The sequence below is a fragment of the Lelliottia jeotgali genome (assembly GCF_977070485.1).
The window spans coordinates 370290-384536 of record NZ_CDRVFO010000003.1; the positions used below are offsets into that span (position 1 = coordinate 370290).

Annotated in this window: 16 protein-coding genes; 11 read left to right on the forward strand and 5 right to left on the reverse strand. The window is 61.8% G+C overall.

What is annotated here, in order from left to right:
* Positions 1 to 100 precede the first annotated feature (100 nt).
* The 4 genes from ACW4TB_RS06740 to ACW4TB_RS06755 all read left to right on the forward strand — a co-directional run bounded on the left by ACW4TB_RS06740 (position 101) and on the right by ACW4TB_RS06755 (position 3236).
* Entirely contained in the window at positions 101 to 811 is a 711-nt protein-coding gene (locus ACW4TB_RS06740; RefSeq protein WP_279928857.1) for a histidine phosphatase family protein, read from the forward strand.
* Positions 812 to 867: 56 nt separating this feature from the next.
* Positions 868 to 1185: an SCP2 sterol-binding domain-containing protein gene (locus ACW4TB_RS06745; RefSeq protein ID WP_279928855.1), complete on the forward strand. Its 318-nt coding sequence runs from the start codon at positions 868 to 870 to the stop codon at positions 1183 to 1185.
* 192 nt (positions 1186 to 1377) lie between these two features.
* Positions 1378 to 2445 (forward strand): phosphotransferase family protein, encoded by a 1068-nt coding sequence (locus ACW4TB_RS06750; protein ID WP_012315060.1) that lies wholly within the window; start codon positions 1378 to 1380, stop codon positions 2443 to 2445.
* Positions 2446 to 2468: 23 nt separating this feature from the next.
* Positions 2469 to 3236: an SDR family oxidoreductase gene (locus ACW4TB_RS06755; RefSeq protein WP_279928852.1), complete on the forward strand. Its 768-nt coding sequence runs from the start codon at positions 2469 to 2471 to the stop codon at positions 3234 to 3236.
* 93 nt (positions 3237 to 3329) lie between these two features.
* On the opposite strand, the gene ACW4TB_RS06760 is transcribed toward ACW4TB_RS06755, so the two are convergent.
* On the reverse strand, positions 3330 to 3680 hold the full coding sequence (locus tag ACW4TB_RS06760) for a hypothetical protein (RefSeq protein ID WP_012315062.1): 351 nt from the start codon (positions 3678 to 3680) through the stop codon (positions 3330 to 3332).
* Between the two features lie 114 nt (positions 3681 to 3794).
* Between ACW4TB_RS06760 and ACW4TB_RS06765 the strand changes: the two genes are divergently transcribed.
* Positions 3795 to 4097, forward strand: a complete 303-nt coding sequence (locus ACW4TB_RS06765; RefSeq protein ID WP_012315063.1) for an RcnB family protein — start codon at positions 3795 to 3797, stop codon at positions 4095 to 4097.
* A 1-nt stretch (position 4098) separates the two neighbouring features.
* Here the strand turns inward: ACW4TB_RS06765 and ACW4TB_RS06770 are convergent, their stop codons facing one another.
* Positions 4099 to 5262 (reverse strand): GGDEF domain-containing protein, encoded by a 1164-nt coding sequence (locus ACW4TB_RS06770; protein WP_455842916.1) that lies wholly within the window; start codon positions 5260 to 5262, stop codon positions 4099 to 4101.
* 263 nt (positions 5263 to 5525) lie between these two features.
* On the reverse strand, positions 5526 to 5666 hold the full coding sequence (locus ACW4TB_RS06775; RefSeq protein ID WP_190273310.1) for a hypothetical protein: 141 nt from the start codon (positions 5664 to 5666) through the stop codon (positions 5526 to 5528).
* Between the two features lie 48 nt (positions 5667 to 5714).
* Here ACW4TB_RS06775 and ACW4TB_RS06780 point away from each other — a divergent pair, with 48 nt between their 5' ends.
* The 3 genes from ACW4TB_RS06780 to ACW4TB_RS06790 all read left to right on the forward strand — a co-directional run bounded on the left by ACW4TB_RS06780 (position 5715) and on the right by ACW4TB_RS06790 (position 9663).
* The gene (locus ACW4TB_RS06780; RefSeq protein WP_012315066.1) at positions 5715 to 6101 is read left to right on the forward strand and encodes a glycine zipper domain-containing protein; all 387 of its coding nucleotides are present in this window, start codon (positions 5715 to 5717) and stop codon (positions 6099 to 6101) included.
* A 182-nt stretch (positions 6102 to 6283) separates the two neighbouring features.
* The gene (locus ACW4TB_RS06785; RefSeq protein WP_279928848.1) at positions 6284 to 8113 is read left to right on the forward strand and encodes an SLC13 family permease; all 1830 of its coding nucleotides are present in this window, start codon (positions 6284 to 6286) and stop codon (positions 8111 to 8113) included.
* A gap of 140 nt (positions 8114 to 8253) precedes the next feature.
* A complete protein-coding gene (locus ACW4TB_RS06790; RefSeq protein WP_012315068.1) occupies positions 8254 to 9663 on the forward strand; it encodes a sensor domain-containing diguanylate cyclase in 1410 nt (469 codons plus the stop codon).
* Between the two features lies 1 nt (position 9664).
* Here the strand turns inward: ACW4TB_RS06790 and ACW4TB_RS06795 are convergent, their stop codons facing one another.
* Positions 9665 to 10426 (reverse strand): sulfite exporter TauE/SafE family protein, encoded by a 762-nt coding sequence (locus ACW4TB_RS06795; protein WP_279928844.1) that lies wholly within the window; start codon positions 10424 to 10426, stop codon positions 9665 to 9667.
* A 99-nt stretch (positions 10427 to 10525) separates the two neighbouring features.
* Here ACW4TB_RS06795 and ACW4TB_RS06800 point away from each other — a divergent pair, with 99 nt between their 5' ends.
* Positions 10526 to 11446 carry a LysR family transcriptional regulator gene (locus ACW4TB_RS06800; protein ID WP_012315070.1) on the forward strand — a complete coding sequence of 307 codons (921 nt, stop codon included), beginning with the start codon at positions 10526 to 10528 and terminating at the stop codon, positions 11444 to 11446.
* Between the two features lie 116 nt (positions 11447 to 11562).
* Here the strand turns inward: ACW4TB_RS06800 and ACW4TB_RS06805 are convergent, their stop codons facing one another.
* A complete protein-coding gene (locus tag ACW4TB_RS06805) occupies positions 11563 to 11757 on the reverse strand; it encodes a hypothetical protein (RefSeq protein WP_254466095.1) in 195 nt (64 codons plus the stop codon).
* A gap of 796 nt (positions 11758 to 12553) precedes the next feature.
* Here ACW4TB_RS06805 and ACW4TB_RS06810 point away from each other — a divergent pair.
* Both ACW4TB_RS06810 and ACW4TB_RS06815 read left to right on the forward strand, forming a co-directional pair.
* Complete coding sequence (locus tag ACW4TB_RS06810) at positions 12554 to 12739, forward strand: hypothetical protein (protein WP_046785709.1); 186 nt, start codon at positions 12554 to 12556, stop codon at positions 12737 to 12739.
* A 275-nt stretch (positions 12740 to 13014) separates the two neighbouring features.
* Entirely contained in the window at positions 13015 to 14232 is a 1218-nt protein-coding gene (locus tag ACW4TB_RS06815) for an amidohydrolase family protein (RefSeq protein WP_279928837.1), read from the forward strand.
* Positions 14233 to 14247 lie beyond the last annotated feature (15 nt).

Consider the following 14247-nt stretch of genomic DNA (forward strand, 5'->3'; position numbering starts at 1 on the left):
CAGTTCAAACGACCTTTTCAAACGCTTGTATGTTTTTTCGTTGACAGCCCGTGTGGCGCATCCTAACCTCGCAGCAACCTTAAAGCGGCCGGACACCTTCGTGGGCAACATCTACCTCATCCGACATGGCCAAGCCTCATTCGGTGCCGACGACTATGACGTCTTGTCGCCGGTGGGTGTGCGGCAAAGCCAGGCACTGGGTGAACACCTTGCCCGGTTGGACCTGCGCCTTCACCGATGCGTGGCCGGTGATCTGCGCCGCCAGCAAGATACTGCGCGGCTGGCACTGGAGGCATTGCACGGTAATGGCTGCGCGGTGCCCGCCATTGAGACCGACCCTGCGTTCAATGAGTTCGATGCCGACGGTGTTATCCGTGCCCTGCTGCCCGGCCTGCTGGCCGAAGAGCCGCAGGCCCTGCACATCCTGCGCAATGGTGCCCAGAACCGCAGCGAATTCCAGCGCCTGTTCGCCCTGGTGGTGCAGCGCTGGCACGCCGGCGAACATGCCGACGACGGCCTGGAAACCTGGCAGGCGTTTACCGCGCGGGTGCAGGCCGGGTTGCAACGTGTGCTGGACAGCGCCGGCAGTGGCGACAACATCGCGGTATTCACCTCGGGAGGCACCATTGCCGCCCTGCTTCACCTGACTACTGGAATTACCCCCAGCCAGGCCTTCGCGCTGAACTGGCAGATAATCAACACGTCGCTCAGCCAGCTGAAGTTCCGCGGCCGTGACGTGGCACTGGCTTCCTTCAATAACCAGGCCCATGTGCAGTTGTTGAAGGTGCCGGAGCTCATTACCTTTAGATGAGCCCGGCCTGTTGTGTCCCTATTCGGGACGTGAAATCACTCAATAAGGAATGCGCCATGACCTCCGTAGCTGATGCCGTGAAAAAGATGCAAGAGAAGTTCAATCCGTCTGCAGCCGAAGGCCTGGACCTGGTGTTCGGCTTCAACATCACCGACGAAGACAAGCACTACGCCCTGATCGTCAAGGACGGTGCCTGCAACCTGCAGGAAGGCGAAAACCCCGATGCCAACTGCACCTTGGTCATGGACAGCGATACCCTGAAGGGCATCGTCAGTGGCGAGACCGACGGCATGCAGGCGTTCATGGGCGGCAAGCTGCGCGTTGAAGGCGACATGATGCTGTCGATGAAGCTCAGCGAGCTGTTCCCTTCCTGAGTGAGGGGCGCACCGCGCGAGACGAAAACCGAAGCCTGACCGGCTTCGGTTTTTTTTTGCCCGCCAGTGTGCATTCGGTGCAGTGATCGGCCGGCAACACCCAAACCTATATGGCACCTGGCACGCTTGTTCCAGTGCATCAAGGCCATTAGATTAGCCAATAATCCTTGCGATCGATAATAAGGTAAACGCATGACGCTCACCGACCAGTCCACCCAGGTACGCCCCGGCGAAGAACTCGACGCGGCCGTCATCGACCCTTACCTCAAGGCCAATATCGCGGGCCTTGAAGGCGCACCGCGCATCAGCCAGTTCCCCGGGGGGGCTTCCAACCTGACCTACCTGGTGGCTTACCCAGGCCGTGAGTTCGTGCTGCGGCGCCCGCCTTTCGGCCAGAAAGCCAAGTCGGCCCACGACATGGGCCGTGAGTTCCGCATCCTCAACCAGCTCAACAGCGGCTTCCCTTACTGCCCTAAGGCTTACACGCACTGCACCGATGAAACCCTGATCGGCGGCGAGTTCTATGTAATGGAGCGGGTAAACGGCATCATCCTTCGTTCGGACATTCCCGCCGAACTGAGCCTGGATGCCACCCGTACCGAAGCCCTCTGCAAAAGCTTCATCGACCGCCTGGTAGAGCTGCACCAGGTCGACTACCAGGCCTGCGGCCTCGCCGACCTGGGCAAGCCTGAAGGCTACGTGCAGCGCCAGATCGAAGGTTGGACCAGCCGCTACGAAAAAGCCCTGACACCCGATGCGCCGCGCTGGGAGCAGGTCATTGCCTGGCTGCGCGAAAAGATGCCGGCCGACCACCCTCGCCCAGGCATCGTGCACAACGACTACCGCTTCGATAACGTGATCCTGGATGCCGAAAACCCCATGCGCATCATTGGCGTGCTGGACTGGGAGATGGCCACGATCGGCGACCCACTGATGGATCTGGGCAACAGCCTGGCCTACTGGATCGAGGCGAGCGACCCGGCGCCGGTGCAACTGATGCGACGCCAGCCGAGCAATGCCCCCGGCATGCTGACCCGCCGCCAGTTCGTCGATTACTACGCCGAGCGTGCGGGCATACGCCTGGACAACTTCGATTACTACTATTGCTACGGCCTGTTCCGCCTGGCGGGTATCGTGCAGCAGATCTACTACCGCTTCTACCACGGCCAGACCCAGGACAAGCGCTTCGCCCAGTTCATTCACATGAACCGGCTGCTGGAGCAGATGAGCCTGCAGGTAATAGCCAAGTCCACGCTCTGACGACAGACAACAAGGAAAACAGCATGTCCAAGACCCACCTGTTCGACCTCGATGGCAAGATCGCTTTCGTCTCCGGCGCCAGCCGTGGCATCGGCGAAGCCATCGCGCACCTGCTGGCCCAGCAAGGCGCCCATGTGATCGTATCCAGCCGCAAGCTGGAGGGCTGCCAACAGGTGGCCGATGCGATCATCGCGGCAGGCGGCAAGGCTACAGCAGTGGCCTGCCACATCGGTGAACTGGAACAGATCCAGCAGGTGTTCGCCGGTATCCGCGAACAGTTCGGGCGCCTGGACGTGCTGGTCAACAACGCCGCCACCAACCCGCAATTCTGCAATGTGCTGGACACCGACCCGGGTGCCTTCCAGAAGACCGTCGACGTCAATATCCGCGGCTATTTCTTCATGTCGGTTGAAGCCGGCAAGCTGATGCGTGAAAACGGCGGTGGCAGCATCATCAACGTGGCGTCGATCAACGGGGTTTCACCGGGCCACTTCCAGGGTATCTACTCGGTGACCAAGGCAGCGGTAATCAACATGACCAAGGTCTTCGCCAAGGAATGCGCGCAATTCGGCATCCGCTGCAATGCCTTGCTGCCGGGCCTGACCGACACCAAATTCGCTTCGGCGCTGGTGAAAAACGACGCAATCCTCAACGCCGCACTGCAGCAGATCCCGCTCAAACGCGTGGCCGACCCCAAGGAAATGGCCGGCGCCGTGCTGTACCTGGCCAGTGATGCCTCCAGCTACACCACCGGCACCGCACTCAATGTCGACGGTGGTTACCTGTCCTGACTGCGCCCGCAGTCGCGGCCCTGTGGGAGCAGGATTGCCGGCTCCCACAGAGCCCAGGAACGCAGAGGGGCGTAAAAATCAAACCGCCAAGCGTTACAGGCAGGTGGCCGCCGCCGCCCGCCGCTGCAACGCCACGCCGTCATTCTTCTGTGCGTAGTAATCCACCCGTGTGCCACCAGCCTGCGGGTAGACATCCACGAACGATTCCGCTTCGCGGGTATACACCGTCAGCCCACCTTGCTTGCGCGACTCCAGATAGCCGCTAGCGTCATCCCCGAACACATCCTCTTTCTGCCAGCTGAACTGGATGCATTGGGCTACCAGCTCCGGCGCCTTTTGCGAATCGAGCTGTGCAGTCGGCTTGCCACCACGGGCCGTATCCATGGCTGCTGAAGCGCAACCAACCAATACCAGCGCCGCAGCCATCGGCAGAATTGCTCGCATGTTCCATCCTCGGGGCAAAAAAGAAAGCGACTCTAGCACTGCGCAGCATCGCGAGTGAATTGTCACGCGGGGGCTGTTGTCGCAGATAAGGCATGCCATCAACAGGAGATTGCCATGAAAGTACCTCGTCTTTTGCCTTCGCTGCTACTCGCCACCCTGCCCTGCCTGCCGATGATGGTGTCAGCCGCGCCCTCGGCTGAAGAGAGCATTACCGCACCAGAAACCCACAACCGCGAACTCAAAGTGGGCGACAAGGCACCCGACCAGTACAAACGCGACGAAGAAGCCTTGACCGACTGGAAGGCCAAGGGCCTGCCAGCACCGGAGAAAGAAAGCCATTGGGTACGCATGGGCGAACACTATGTGCTGGTGCAGATCACCAACGGCGTAGTGCTGGCCATCCACCCGGCGTCCTGACTCAACCGGCAGCGGTCAACGCCACCATGTGCACTGTGTTGCGCCCGGCTGCCTTGGCCTGATACAGCGCCGCGTCAGCCTGGGCAAGCAGGCTCGCGGTAGTGTCGTGCGGGCCAGGCACACCGCACCACAGCCCTACGCTGAAGCGCAGCGTGATCTGGTCACCGGCAAAGTGCGCCGGGCTGAGGGCAATGGCCTCCCTCAGGCCTTGCAAGGCTGCCATCGCGCCGTCACGATCGGCGTGTGGCAATAGCAACAGGAACTCCTCCCCCCCATAGCGCCCGAGACTGTCGCCGTGGCGCAGGCGCTGCTCCAACTGGCGTACGCAATGGCATAACACCTCGTCCCCGGCCAGGTGCCCGTACAGGTCATTGATACGCTTGAAATGGTCGAGATCGATCATCGCCACGGCCAAGCTGCTGCGTTCGCCACGGGCGCGGTCCAGTTCGACGGCAAAGCGCTCGAGAATCGCCCGACGGTTGTAGGTGCCCGTCAGCACATCGCGCAAGGCCAGGTGCTTAAGGCGTGATTCGCTGCGCTCCTTGGCCATCAGCACCAGGCCGATGGAGTACATCATCACCGTTACCGTACCGATGGCGACAGAAATGCTCTGCTTGAGGTTGCTGGTGTCGTAGCGCATTTCCACGGCCGTGCCATTGACCACTGCAAGCGCACGCATGCCCAGCCCGACCAGGCTGACAACGGCGCCAATCTGAAGCAACAGGTGCGCCCTGCCCGGCCGCTCGACGTGACGCCGCACCCAGTACAGGATCAGCGCGCACTGCAGCATCAGTACCAGCGTCGCCAGCAGCATGCGCGGCTCCAGTGTGTCGAGCAGCAGCATCAGGCCCACCAACATGCAGGCGGGAATGATGAACACTTGCCGCCACGGCACAGCCTGCTCACGCACGCGAAACAGGCTGGCCGAATAGAACGCCAGGGCCAGTGATAGCAGGCTGTTGCCCACCCCATAGCTGAGCCACAGCGGGGCGTGCCCATAAACGGTGTAGCAAACGTAGGCCAACGCGTGGGCGAGCAAGCCGCAAGCGGTAAGCCAGAGATTGTCTTGGCGATTGGACTGGCCAACCAGCAACAGGCAGAACGCCAGGATGGTCGCGACCAGCGCAACGGCGGCGAACAGCGTGGGTGTATGGGCGATCATCATGATTCACCGTGTGGCAGATGGCCGTCTTCTTTGCGGCCTGTGCGCAAGTCTAAGCGCCCAACCGCAGGCGAGCCATGACCGAGCGGGACAGAACAGCAGCCGGCAGGCACGCCATTCATCGTCGGCGCAGCAAAAAAATGCCCGTTCAGGAAACCAAACTGATCGATCACAGTCTCAGAAAGTGTCCCGTAAACCTATGCGGATCAAGGACCTATATCGTGATGACCCGCCTTGCAAGCCTTTCTCTGATTGCCGCTTTTCTTTTAGTTGCCGGCTGCCACCATCATCGCTACCACGATGATGACGGCGGATGGCGCGATGGCGACCGCGACCACCGTCACCATCAGCGGCATGACCGCGACGATAACGATCGCCGCCACCGTGACCACGACTACCGCTAACACGTCTTTGCAACCCACTCTTAACCTGATGAATCTCCGAGGCTCCCTATCATGCGTCTGACTTTGCCTTCCCTTGCCCTTGGCCTGCTGCTGTGCCAAGGCGCTTTCGCCGGTGACGGTACCGCCGCCATCGGCGGTGGCCTGGGTGGCGTCCTGGGTAATGTTGTCGGCCAACAGCTCGGCGGCAGCACTGGTGCAGCTGTCGGCGCAGGCCTTGGCGGCGCCGCCGGCAGCGCGGTGGCTGCGCGCAAGGGCAACCGCACCGAAGCCGCCATCGGCGGTGGCCTGGGCTCGGCAGGCGGTTCGCTGCTGGGCGGCAAGGTCGGCGGTTCGGCCGGCTCGACCATCGGCGCCGGCCTGGGCGGCGCGGCCGGTGGTGCCATTGGCAACCACCTGGGTGACAACAACGGCAAGAAGCATCGCCGTCACCGTCACTGATTCAGCGCAGCCTTTGCAGGGGCCGGCTTGCCGCCCCCTGCATCGACCCCGCAAGTTCCAGCCGCCTGAACAAGGCAGACTCGCTCCCCGCTGACCCTCATCAACACCCTCTTCACCACAAGCTGCCACACTGACTGCTACTGTCTTTCGTGCCACCTTGAGTGAAGGAACACCCCCGCCCCATGAACCAGGAACTGCTCTGGGTCCTCGGCCTGCTGGCTGTCGTCATCGCCCTCTTCGTCATCAACCGACCACGCATGGACGTGGTCGCGCTGCTGGTGATTCTCGCCCTGCCACTGTCGGGCATCCTCACCGTGGAGCAGGCCCTGGCCGGCTTCAGCGACCCCAACGTTGTATTGATCGCTGCCTTGTTCGTGATCGGCGAAGGGCTGGTGCGTACCGGCATCGCTTATCGCATCGGCGAATGGATGAGCGACCGGGCCGGCAATAGCGAAGCACGCCTGCTGGTGTTGCTGATGGTGTCGGTGGCCGGGCTGGGCTCGGTGATGAGTTCGACTGGCGTGGTTGCGATCTTTATCCCGGTGGTACTGAGCATTGCCGCACGCCTCCAGATTTCGCCAAGCCGCCTGATGATGCCGCTGAGCTTTGCCGGCCTGATCAGCGGCATGCTCAGCCTGGTGGCCACACCGCCCAACGTGGTGGTGCACAGCGAGCTGGTGCGCCACGGCGAGCAAGGTTTCAGCTTCTTCAGCTTCACGCCGTTCGGCCTGGTGGTGCTGGTGCTGGGGATTGGTTACATGCTGCTGACACGCCACTGGCTCAACGGCGAAGTACGCAAGGATGGTCGGGTGGAAAGCCGCCGTACCCTGCTCGACCTGGTACTGGACTATAAGCTCAACGGCCGGGAGCGGCGTCTGCGCATTCGCGCGCAATCGCCGCTGATCGGCCATACCCTTGGCGAGTTGGAGCTGCGCACCCGGCATGGCGCCAACGTGATCGGTATCGAACGTCAGCACAAGTTCACCACGCGGGTGATCGCCGCCGATTCGAGCACCGTCCTGCAGCAGGGTGATGTGCTGCTGCTCGACCTGTTCGCCAAGCGCGACGACCTGCGCAACCTGTGCCAGACCATGCAACTGGAACCGCTGCACTTCAAGGCTGCCTATTTCATCGACCAGTCCCAGGAGCTGGGCATGGCCGAAGTCTCCCTGCCCCCCGGCTCGCAACTGGTCGGCAAAAGTATCCTGGACCTCGCCTTTCGTACCCGCTACGGCCTTAACGTGGTTGGCTTGCGCCGTGAGCAGACGGCGATCGACGAGCGCCTGGTGGAAGAGCCGCTGCGCCTTGGCGACACGCTGCTTGTTGTCGGCCCCTGGAAAGCGGTGCGGCAGCTGCAAAGCCAGCCAAAGGATTTCCTGGTACTGAGCTTGCCTGCCGAGATCGACCAAGTGGCACCAGCCCGTACCCGGGCACCCTATGCCCTGATCAGCCTGGCGGTGATGGTCGGGCTGATGGTCAGCGGCGTGGTACCCAATGTCATCGCCGCATTGATCGGTTGCCTGCTGATGGGGGCCGGGCGCTGCATCGACATGAACAGCGCCTACCGCGCCATCCACTGGCAAAGCCTGGTACTGATCGTCGGCATGCTGCCCTTCGCCCAAGCCCTGCAGCAAACCGGGGGCATCGATCTGGCAGTGGGCGGGCTGGTCAGCCTGTTGGGCGGCGCCGGGCCGATCGCCATGCTCGCCTGCCTGTTCATGGTCACAGCAGTGATCGGTCTGTTCATCTCCAACACGGCTACCGCAGTACTGATGGCACCTGTGGCGATCAGCACCGCGACCCAGCTAGGCCTATCGCCGTACCCGTTCGCCATGATTGTGGCCTTGGCCGCATCGGCGGCGTTCATGACCCCGGTTTCCTCGCCGGTGAATACCTTGGTGCTCGGCCCAGGCCAGTACCGCTTCGCCGACTTCGTCAAAGTTGGTGTGCCCTTCACTGTGCTGGTGATGCTGGTGGCGGTGGTGATGGTGCCTTGGTTCTATGGTTTATGACGCCAGAGGATATTGGCCATTATCCTGCGCGATCGCAGCAGATTGACATTAAGAGGCCCGTGGAAACACACTGAGACGCTATTGCCCCAGGTGCCCAGAGCCGTTGTCCTGGATTCCGTTTCCGCTTGTCGGTCGAGCCTATGGTTTATCCAGCCCAATCGCGCGTGTTGCCCTATTTCGCTCTGTTCGGCCTGACCTTCGCCCTGACCCTGGGCGGTATCCTGGCACGGCCGATCGAGTCCCTGTCGCTGTTCTGGCCCGTCAATGCGGTGCTGACCGGCGTACTCTTGCGCTACCCGCGCCAAGCCACCCTGGTGGGGTTCACTCTGGTCTGGCTGGGTATGGTCGCCGCCGACCTGGCCTGTGGCAGCGCCTGGCCGCCAGCGCTGTGGTTCAACCTGTGCAACCTGAGCGTCGTGGTGACCGTGTGGCTACTGCTGTCACGCCTGCCGCGCCTGCACCGGCGCATGCGCAGCCCGCATGGGGTGCTCAGTGTATTCGGCGCGTGCGCGGCCGGTGCCATGGTGGCGGCCAGCCTGGCCTGCGTCATGGCTACTCCGTGGTTCGAGCAATCGTTGCGCGCCACCTGGCTGGCCTGGTTCAGCGAACAGTTCTCGACTGCGGTGCTGCTTTTGCCGGTACTACTAACGGCACCATCGGCACGCGCGTTGGTGCGCAGCGGCGCCCAGGCTGTAGCCCTGGCCCCTTTATTGGTGCTGCTGGCCTCGCTGGCCTTCAGCATCGCCTTCGGCGGGCCGGGGGCGATTGCCTTCCCGATCGCAGCACTGCTGTGGTGTGCGTGGACCTACTCACCGTTCCTGGTTTCGCTTCTGACACTGATTGCCGGCAGCACGCTGATCGTCGCGGTGGCGCAAAACCTGATGCACTTCAGCGTGCCGCAAAGCGAGCTTGGGGTTACCACACTGATGTCGGCCCGAATGGGCATCGCCATGCTGATACTCGGGCCACTGGTGGTCGCGTGCGTCAGCCAGGCCAATCGCAGCCTGCTGGCGCGCCTGGCGCACCAGGCCACCATTGATCACCTGACCGGCGCGCTGACCCGCAGCGCATTCACCCGCCGCGCCAACGCCCTGCTCGACAGCCGGCAAAAACACGCACAGGCGCTACCGCTGACCTTGATGATGCTCGATATCGACCATTTCAAGTCGATCAACGACCGCCACGGCCACGGCGTGGGCGATCAGGTGCTGCGCCAGTTCGCCCGGACCCTGCAAGACCAATTGCACGGCGGCGAGCTGCTGGCGCGCATGGGTGGTGAAGAGTTTGTGGTACTACTGCCGGGCCTGGCACCGGAGCGGGCCAGCTTCACTGCCGAACGGCTGCGCAGAGCAGTCCAGGACCTGCACCTGGCTAAGGGCGACGGGCGCCCGCAGATCACCGTCAGTATCGGCCTGGACGGCTGCGCCGGGCACGAGCCGGCCCCGACCCTGGACGAGCTGCTGGCCCGTGCGGACCAGGCGCTGTACCGCGCCAAGGCACACGGCCGTAATCGTGTGGAAGTGGCAGAGACGCAGCGCCAGGTGATTTGACTCAGCCCATCAGCAAGTCCCAGGACAGCTTGGCGATCAGCACACACAGCAAGACCAGGAACAGCCCGCGCACAAAGCCTGCGCCCTTGCGCACGGCCAGCCAGGTCCCGGTCAGCGCGCCAAGCACGTTGCATGCAGCCATGGGCAAGGCAATGGCGTACAGCACATTGCCCGATGGCACGAAGAACACCAGCGCCGCGAGGTTGGTGGCGATGTTGACCACTTTGGCTGAAGCCGAGGCGTGCAGGAAGTCCAACGCGAAAAAGCGAATGAACAGGAAGATCAGGAAGCTGCCGGTACCTGGCCCGAACAGGCCGTCATAGAAACCGATGGCGCCGCCGATCAGTACCGCCAGGCATTGCTCCTTGCGGCCGATCTTCGCCGGCGCGTGCAAGGTGCCGAAATCCTTCTTGCAAAAGGTGTAGATCGCCATCAGCACGATCAGCACCAGCACTGCCGGGCGCATCAAGCTGGGCGGCACCAGCGACACCGTGGCGGCCCCTGCGAACGACATGATGAACGCACTGAGCGCCGCCGGCACGATCAACCCCCAGTCCAGGGTGACCTTACGAATGAACGAGCGCGCCGCGAAAGCGGTGCCGCACACCGATGCCAGTTTGTTGCTGCCAAGCAAGGCCGCAGGTTGCGCCGTGGGCAATACGTTGAACAGCGCCGGAATCTGAATGAGCCCACCACCTCCTACCGCAGCATCGATCAGGCCGGCGGCAAAAGCGAACAGGGAGAGTACGGCGATATCCATCATGGCGCGGTTCCAGGCAGTGAAAGCAGACTGCAAGGCTAATCAAAACGGCGCGCCTGTGTTGAAATGCGATATTGCGAAAACTGCAACCAGGAGACCTCCATGGCATTGGACATGCTGCGCGAGATTCAGGCGTTCGTCAGCGTCGCGCACAAACGCAGCTTCGTCGCCGCCGCGCGCGCATTGGGTCGCTCGCCCAGCGCTGTGACGCGGGCGATACAGGCTTTGGAAGACAATAGCGGGTGCAAGCTGCTCAACCGCAATGCCAACGCTGTGACCCTTACCGACGCCGGCGAGCGGTTACTGCCCCATGCCGAACGCTTGCTTGATGTGCAACGCGATGCCGCCGATGAACTGGCCGCGCTCAGTGGCAGCGCACAGGGCTGGATCCGCTTTGGCGTGCCGCAATTGTTTGGCGAACATGTGCTGCCCGGTGTGCTGGCGGCGTTTTCCCGCCGCCACCCACAGGTAACGCTGGATGTGCACTACCGTGACGAGGCGCTTGACCCTTTGCTGGGCAAGCTCGATTTCGTGGTTCGCGGTGCGTTTCCACAATCAAGCGAGCTGATTGGTTATCCACTGTGGCGCTACCAACGCCATCTATATGCCAGCCCGGACTACCTGGCGCGCCATGGCATGCCCAAACGGCCAGAGGACCTGGCTGACCATTCGCTGATCCTGCATACCGCCCCGCGCATTCTCAAGGCCTGGCACTTTTCCCGCGATGGCCGAATCACCAGCCTGCGCCCCCATCCAAGGCTGCGACTGAGCTCAGGCGATGCGGTCTACCACAGTACATTGGCCGGTGCCGGCATTGCCCGCCTGGCCGACTGGGTGGGCGAGGCACAGGTCAGTGCCGGCCGGCTGGTGCGTGTTTGCGCAGATTACCGGCTGACATCCAGTACCGGCCAAGACCCGCAAATGCACGCCGTGTATCCTGCCGGCGAGCTGCCTGCGCGGGTACGTGAGCTACTGCTGGCTCTGCGCCAGGCGGGCAATGGAGGCAACCGGCAGGCACGCTGACATCTGTTCAAATTCTGCTCAATTCAACAGAAGCCGCAAACGGCTTGGCTTACAGCATTTTATCCACAGACCTACCCACGTTTTTTGTGGACAGATTTCCCCACGTAAAGAAGGACTTATCGCACACCCAGTAGTGCTGCATTCGCCGCCTTGACCAGCTCGACCCACTCAACCGCACTGATCACGCCTGATTGCTCAAGCGCATCGGCACTGCGCAACGCCTGGTCGTATTCATTTTCTTCGAGAATGCCTGCGGTCAGGAAGCGGCTACGCCACTCCAGAAGCGCTGAAGGGTCCTTCTTGCATTCCATCTATATATCGACTCCAAGGTAAAAGGCCGGCCCACTGCCGCGACTCATTATGACGCGAGCGGAAGGGTACACGAGGCCATTTCACTTGAGAACGACATGCAGCTACCGCCAGTCTAACGGTATACCAAAGACCACTGCCGCAACGGAACGACGCTGGCCCGCCTGGGAAAAGGGCGGGCCGGAGGGGGAGTCGTCAGCCTGGAGGGATGGTACCCAGCAGACCTACCAAAAGGGTCAGCAGCAGAAAACCACCCAGAAACAGCGCGAGCTTGCCCATCGGAACCTCTTCAATGTGATAGCGGTGATGGAAAGCATTATCGGCGCAGAGCTGATACGGATACAGATTCAGGTTTGATGAAAAAAAGCGTATCAGATGCGAATGGCCTGAACGGCAACCTCGCCGTCATAGCATCACAGAGACGCTTCCGGCCAAGCGTGCTCGCTAACGGGGAAGTGGGTTCGTGGGAAGGCACAAGAGCGAGTTTGACCTGTCGGCATCTGCATACAATTGCAACTTTAAGTTTCGGCGCAGACCTGACCAGCCTGCCGGCAGCATCGTGCCTGTTTGAACGACCTGATCCTCACAGGCTCAGCAATTACGGGCGTCATGCGCAATTCTGATCTACACGAATAGAAACAGCCTCCTCGTTAATTTGTAGGAAGTTTTCCCTCGCGCTGTAGGCCGAATCTTAGTGCCGAGGATCTGCTGTATGAAACCTCAGTTTCCGCAGCAAGATCGAACTGCTAGGGTCCATTTTTCCTACAACGGCACGGAAGCCTTCAGCATGAGGGAAACATGGACCAGTTCAATACTTCTGGCCTGGGTCTGCAAAAATGCCTGCTCGCATTACGCAAAGAGCGGGATCTTCTGAAAGCACAGGGCAAAGATGAGGAGGCGCAACGGCTTACGCGGAAAATCGCGGGGATGGAGGCGACGCTGGCAGGGATGCCCCTTGAGATGAAGCCGCCGACACTGCAGTAGCATGCCCTTCCCTGCCCCTATGTTCGCTCGTCAACGACTGCGGGCTGGATATCGAGCGCCACCCGCGCGGCGCTCGATATCCGCAACGCCCTTAAACCAGGCATACACTTCTCATCCCCCCTCTACCCGACAACCCGTGAAGCACCTTTTAATACGCCCCCTTGCACTGCCTGCATTCAGAAATGCACTGCAGTCGATCCTGATAATTAATTTGTGACGTGTGCGGATCCTTCCTACCGTGTGTCATCACTTAAGCCTGGGAAAAAGGCCCGACCATGAATGACCGTGAGTTCATCAATGCCATCGACGCTGATGGCCTGCCCCTGCACATCGCCGTAAAGAACGGGCGCATCAACCATATCGGCCCGCAGCGCGCCAGCGAGCCGGGCCGCGAGACAATCGACCTTGAAGGCCTGCTGGCATTGCCTGGATTCGTCGATGGCCACATTCACCTGGACAAGAGTTTCGTCGGTGACCGTTGGCGCCCGCACCAGAGCGTGGCCTCCCTGCGTGAGCGGCTGGCCGTGGAAAAGCGCGAGCTCGCCAGCGCCCCGCCTATTGTCGAACGCGCCGACGCCCTGATCAGCCAGGCCGCCGCATTCGGTACCCTGGCCATGCGCTGCCATGTGGATGTGGACGCCACTACCGGCCTTGCCAACCTGCGTGCCATCCTCCAAGCCCGCGAGAAGTGGAAAGACCTGATCGACATCGAACTGGTGGCCTTCCCCCAGGCCGGCGTGGTGACCTGCCCCGGCACTGCCGAAGTGATGGAGGCTGCCGTACGCGAAGGTGTGCAGGTGGTGGGCGGTATCGACCCGACCACCCTGGACGGTGACGCCGAAGCGCAGCTGGACATTGTTTTCGGCATCGCCGACCGGCACGGGGTGAAGGTTGATATTCACCTGCACGAGCCAGGCGACATCTGCATAGCCCAGCTCGAACGCATCGCCGCACGTACCCAGGCACTGGGCATGCAAGGTTTGGTAGCGGTCAGCCATGCCTATGGCCTGGGTGAAGTTGACGACAGCGTGGTGGACCGCACCGCCGAAGTGCTGGCCGGTGCAGGCGTGTCGATCATGACCAACGCCCCGGGCGAGCACGCTTTCCCGCCCGTGCTGCGCTTGCGCGCAGGCGGTGTGCGGGTGTTCACCGGCAACGACAACATCCAGGACGCGTGGTGGCCCTACGGCAATGGCGACATGCTGCAACGGGCCATGTTGGTCGGCTATCGTTCGGGCTTCAACACTGACGAGGAACTGCGGGTAGCGCTGCACATGGCGACCGAAGCCAGTGCCGGGGTGATGGGTAAAAAGGACTATGGGCTGAAGGTAGGCAACGAAGCTAGTTTTGTGCTGTTCAAAGCCCCGAATGCTGCCGCTGCGGTGGCGGCAGCGCTGCATGAAAGGGTGATCGTGCGCCACGGCGCGTTCTGGGGCGGGCCTGCGCAGCTGCAACTCAAGGCGTCGCAGTTTGCTGCAGAACTTCGCCGATAACCCGTGCCTGACTGC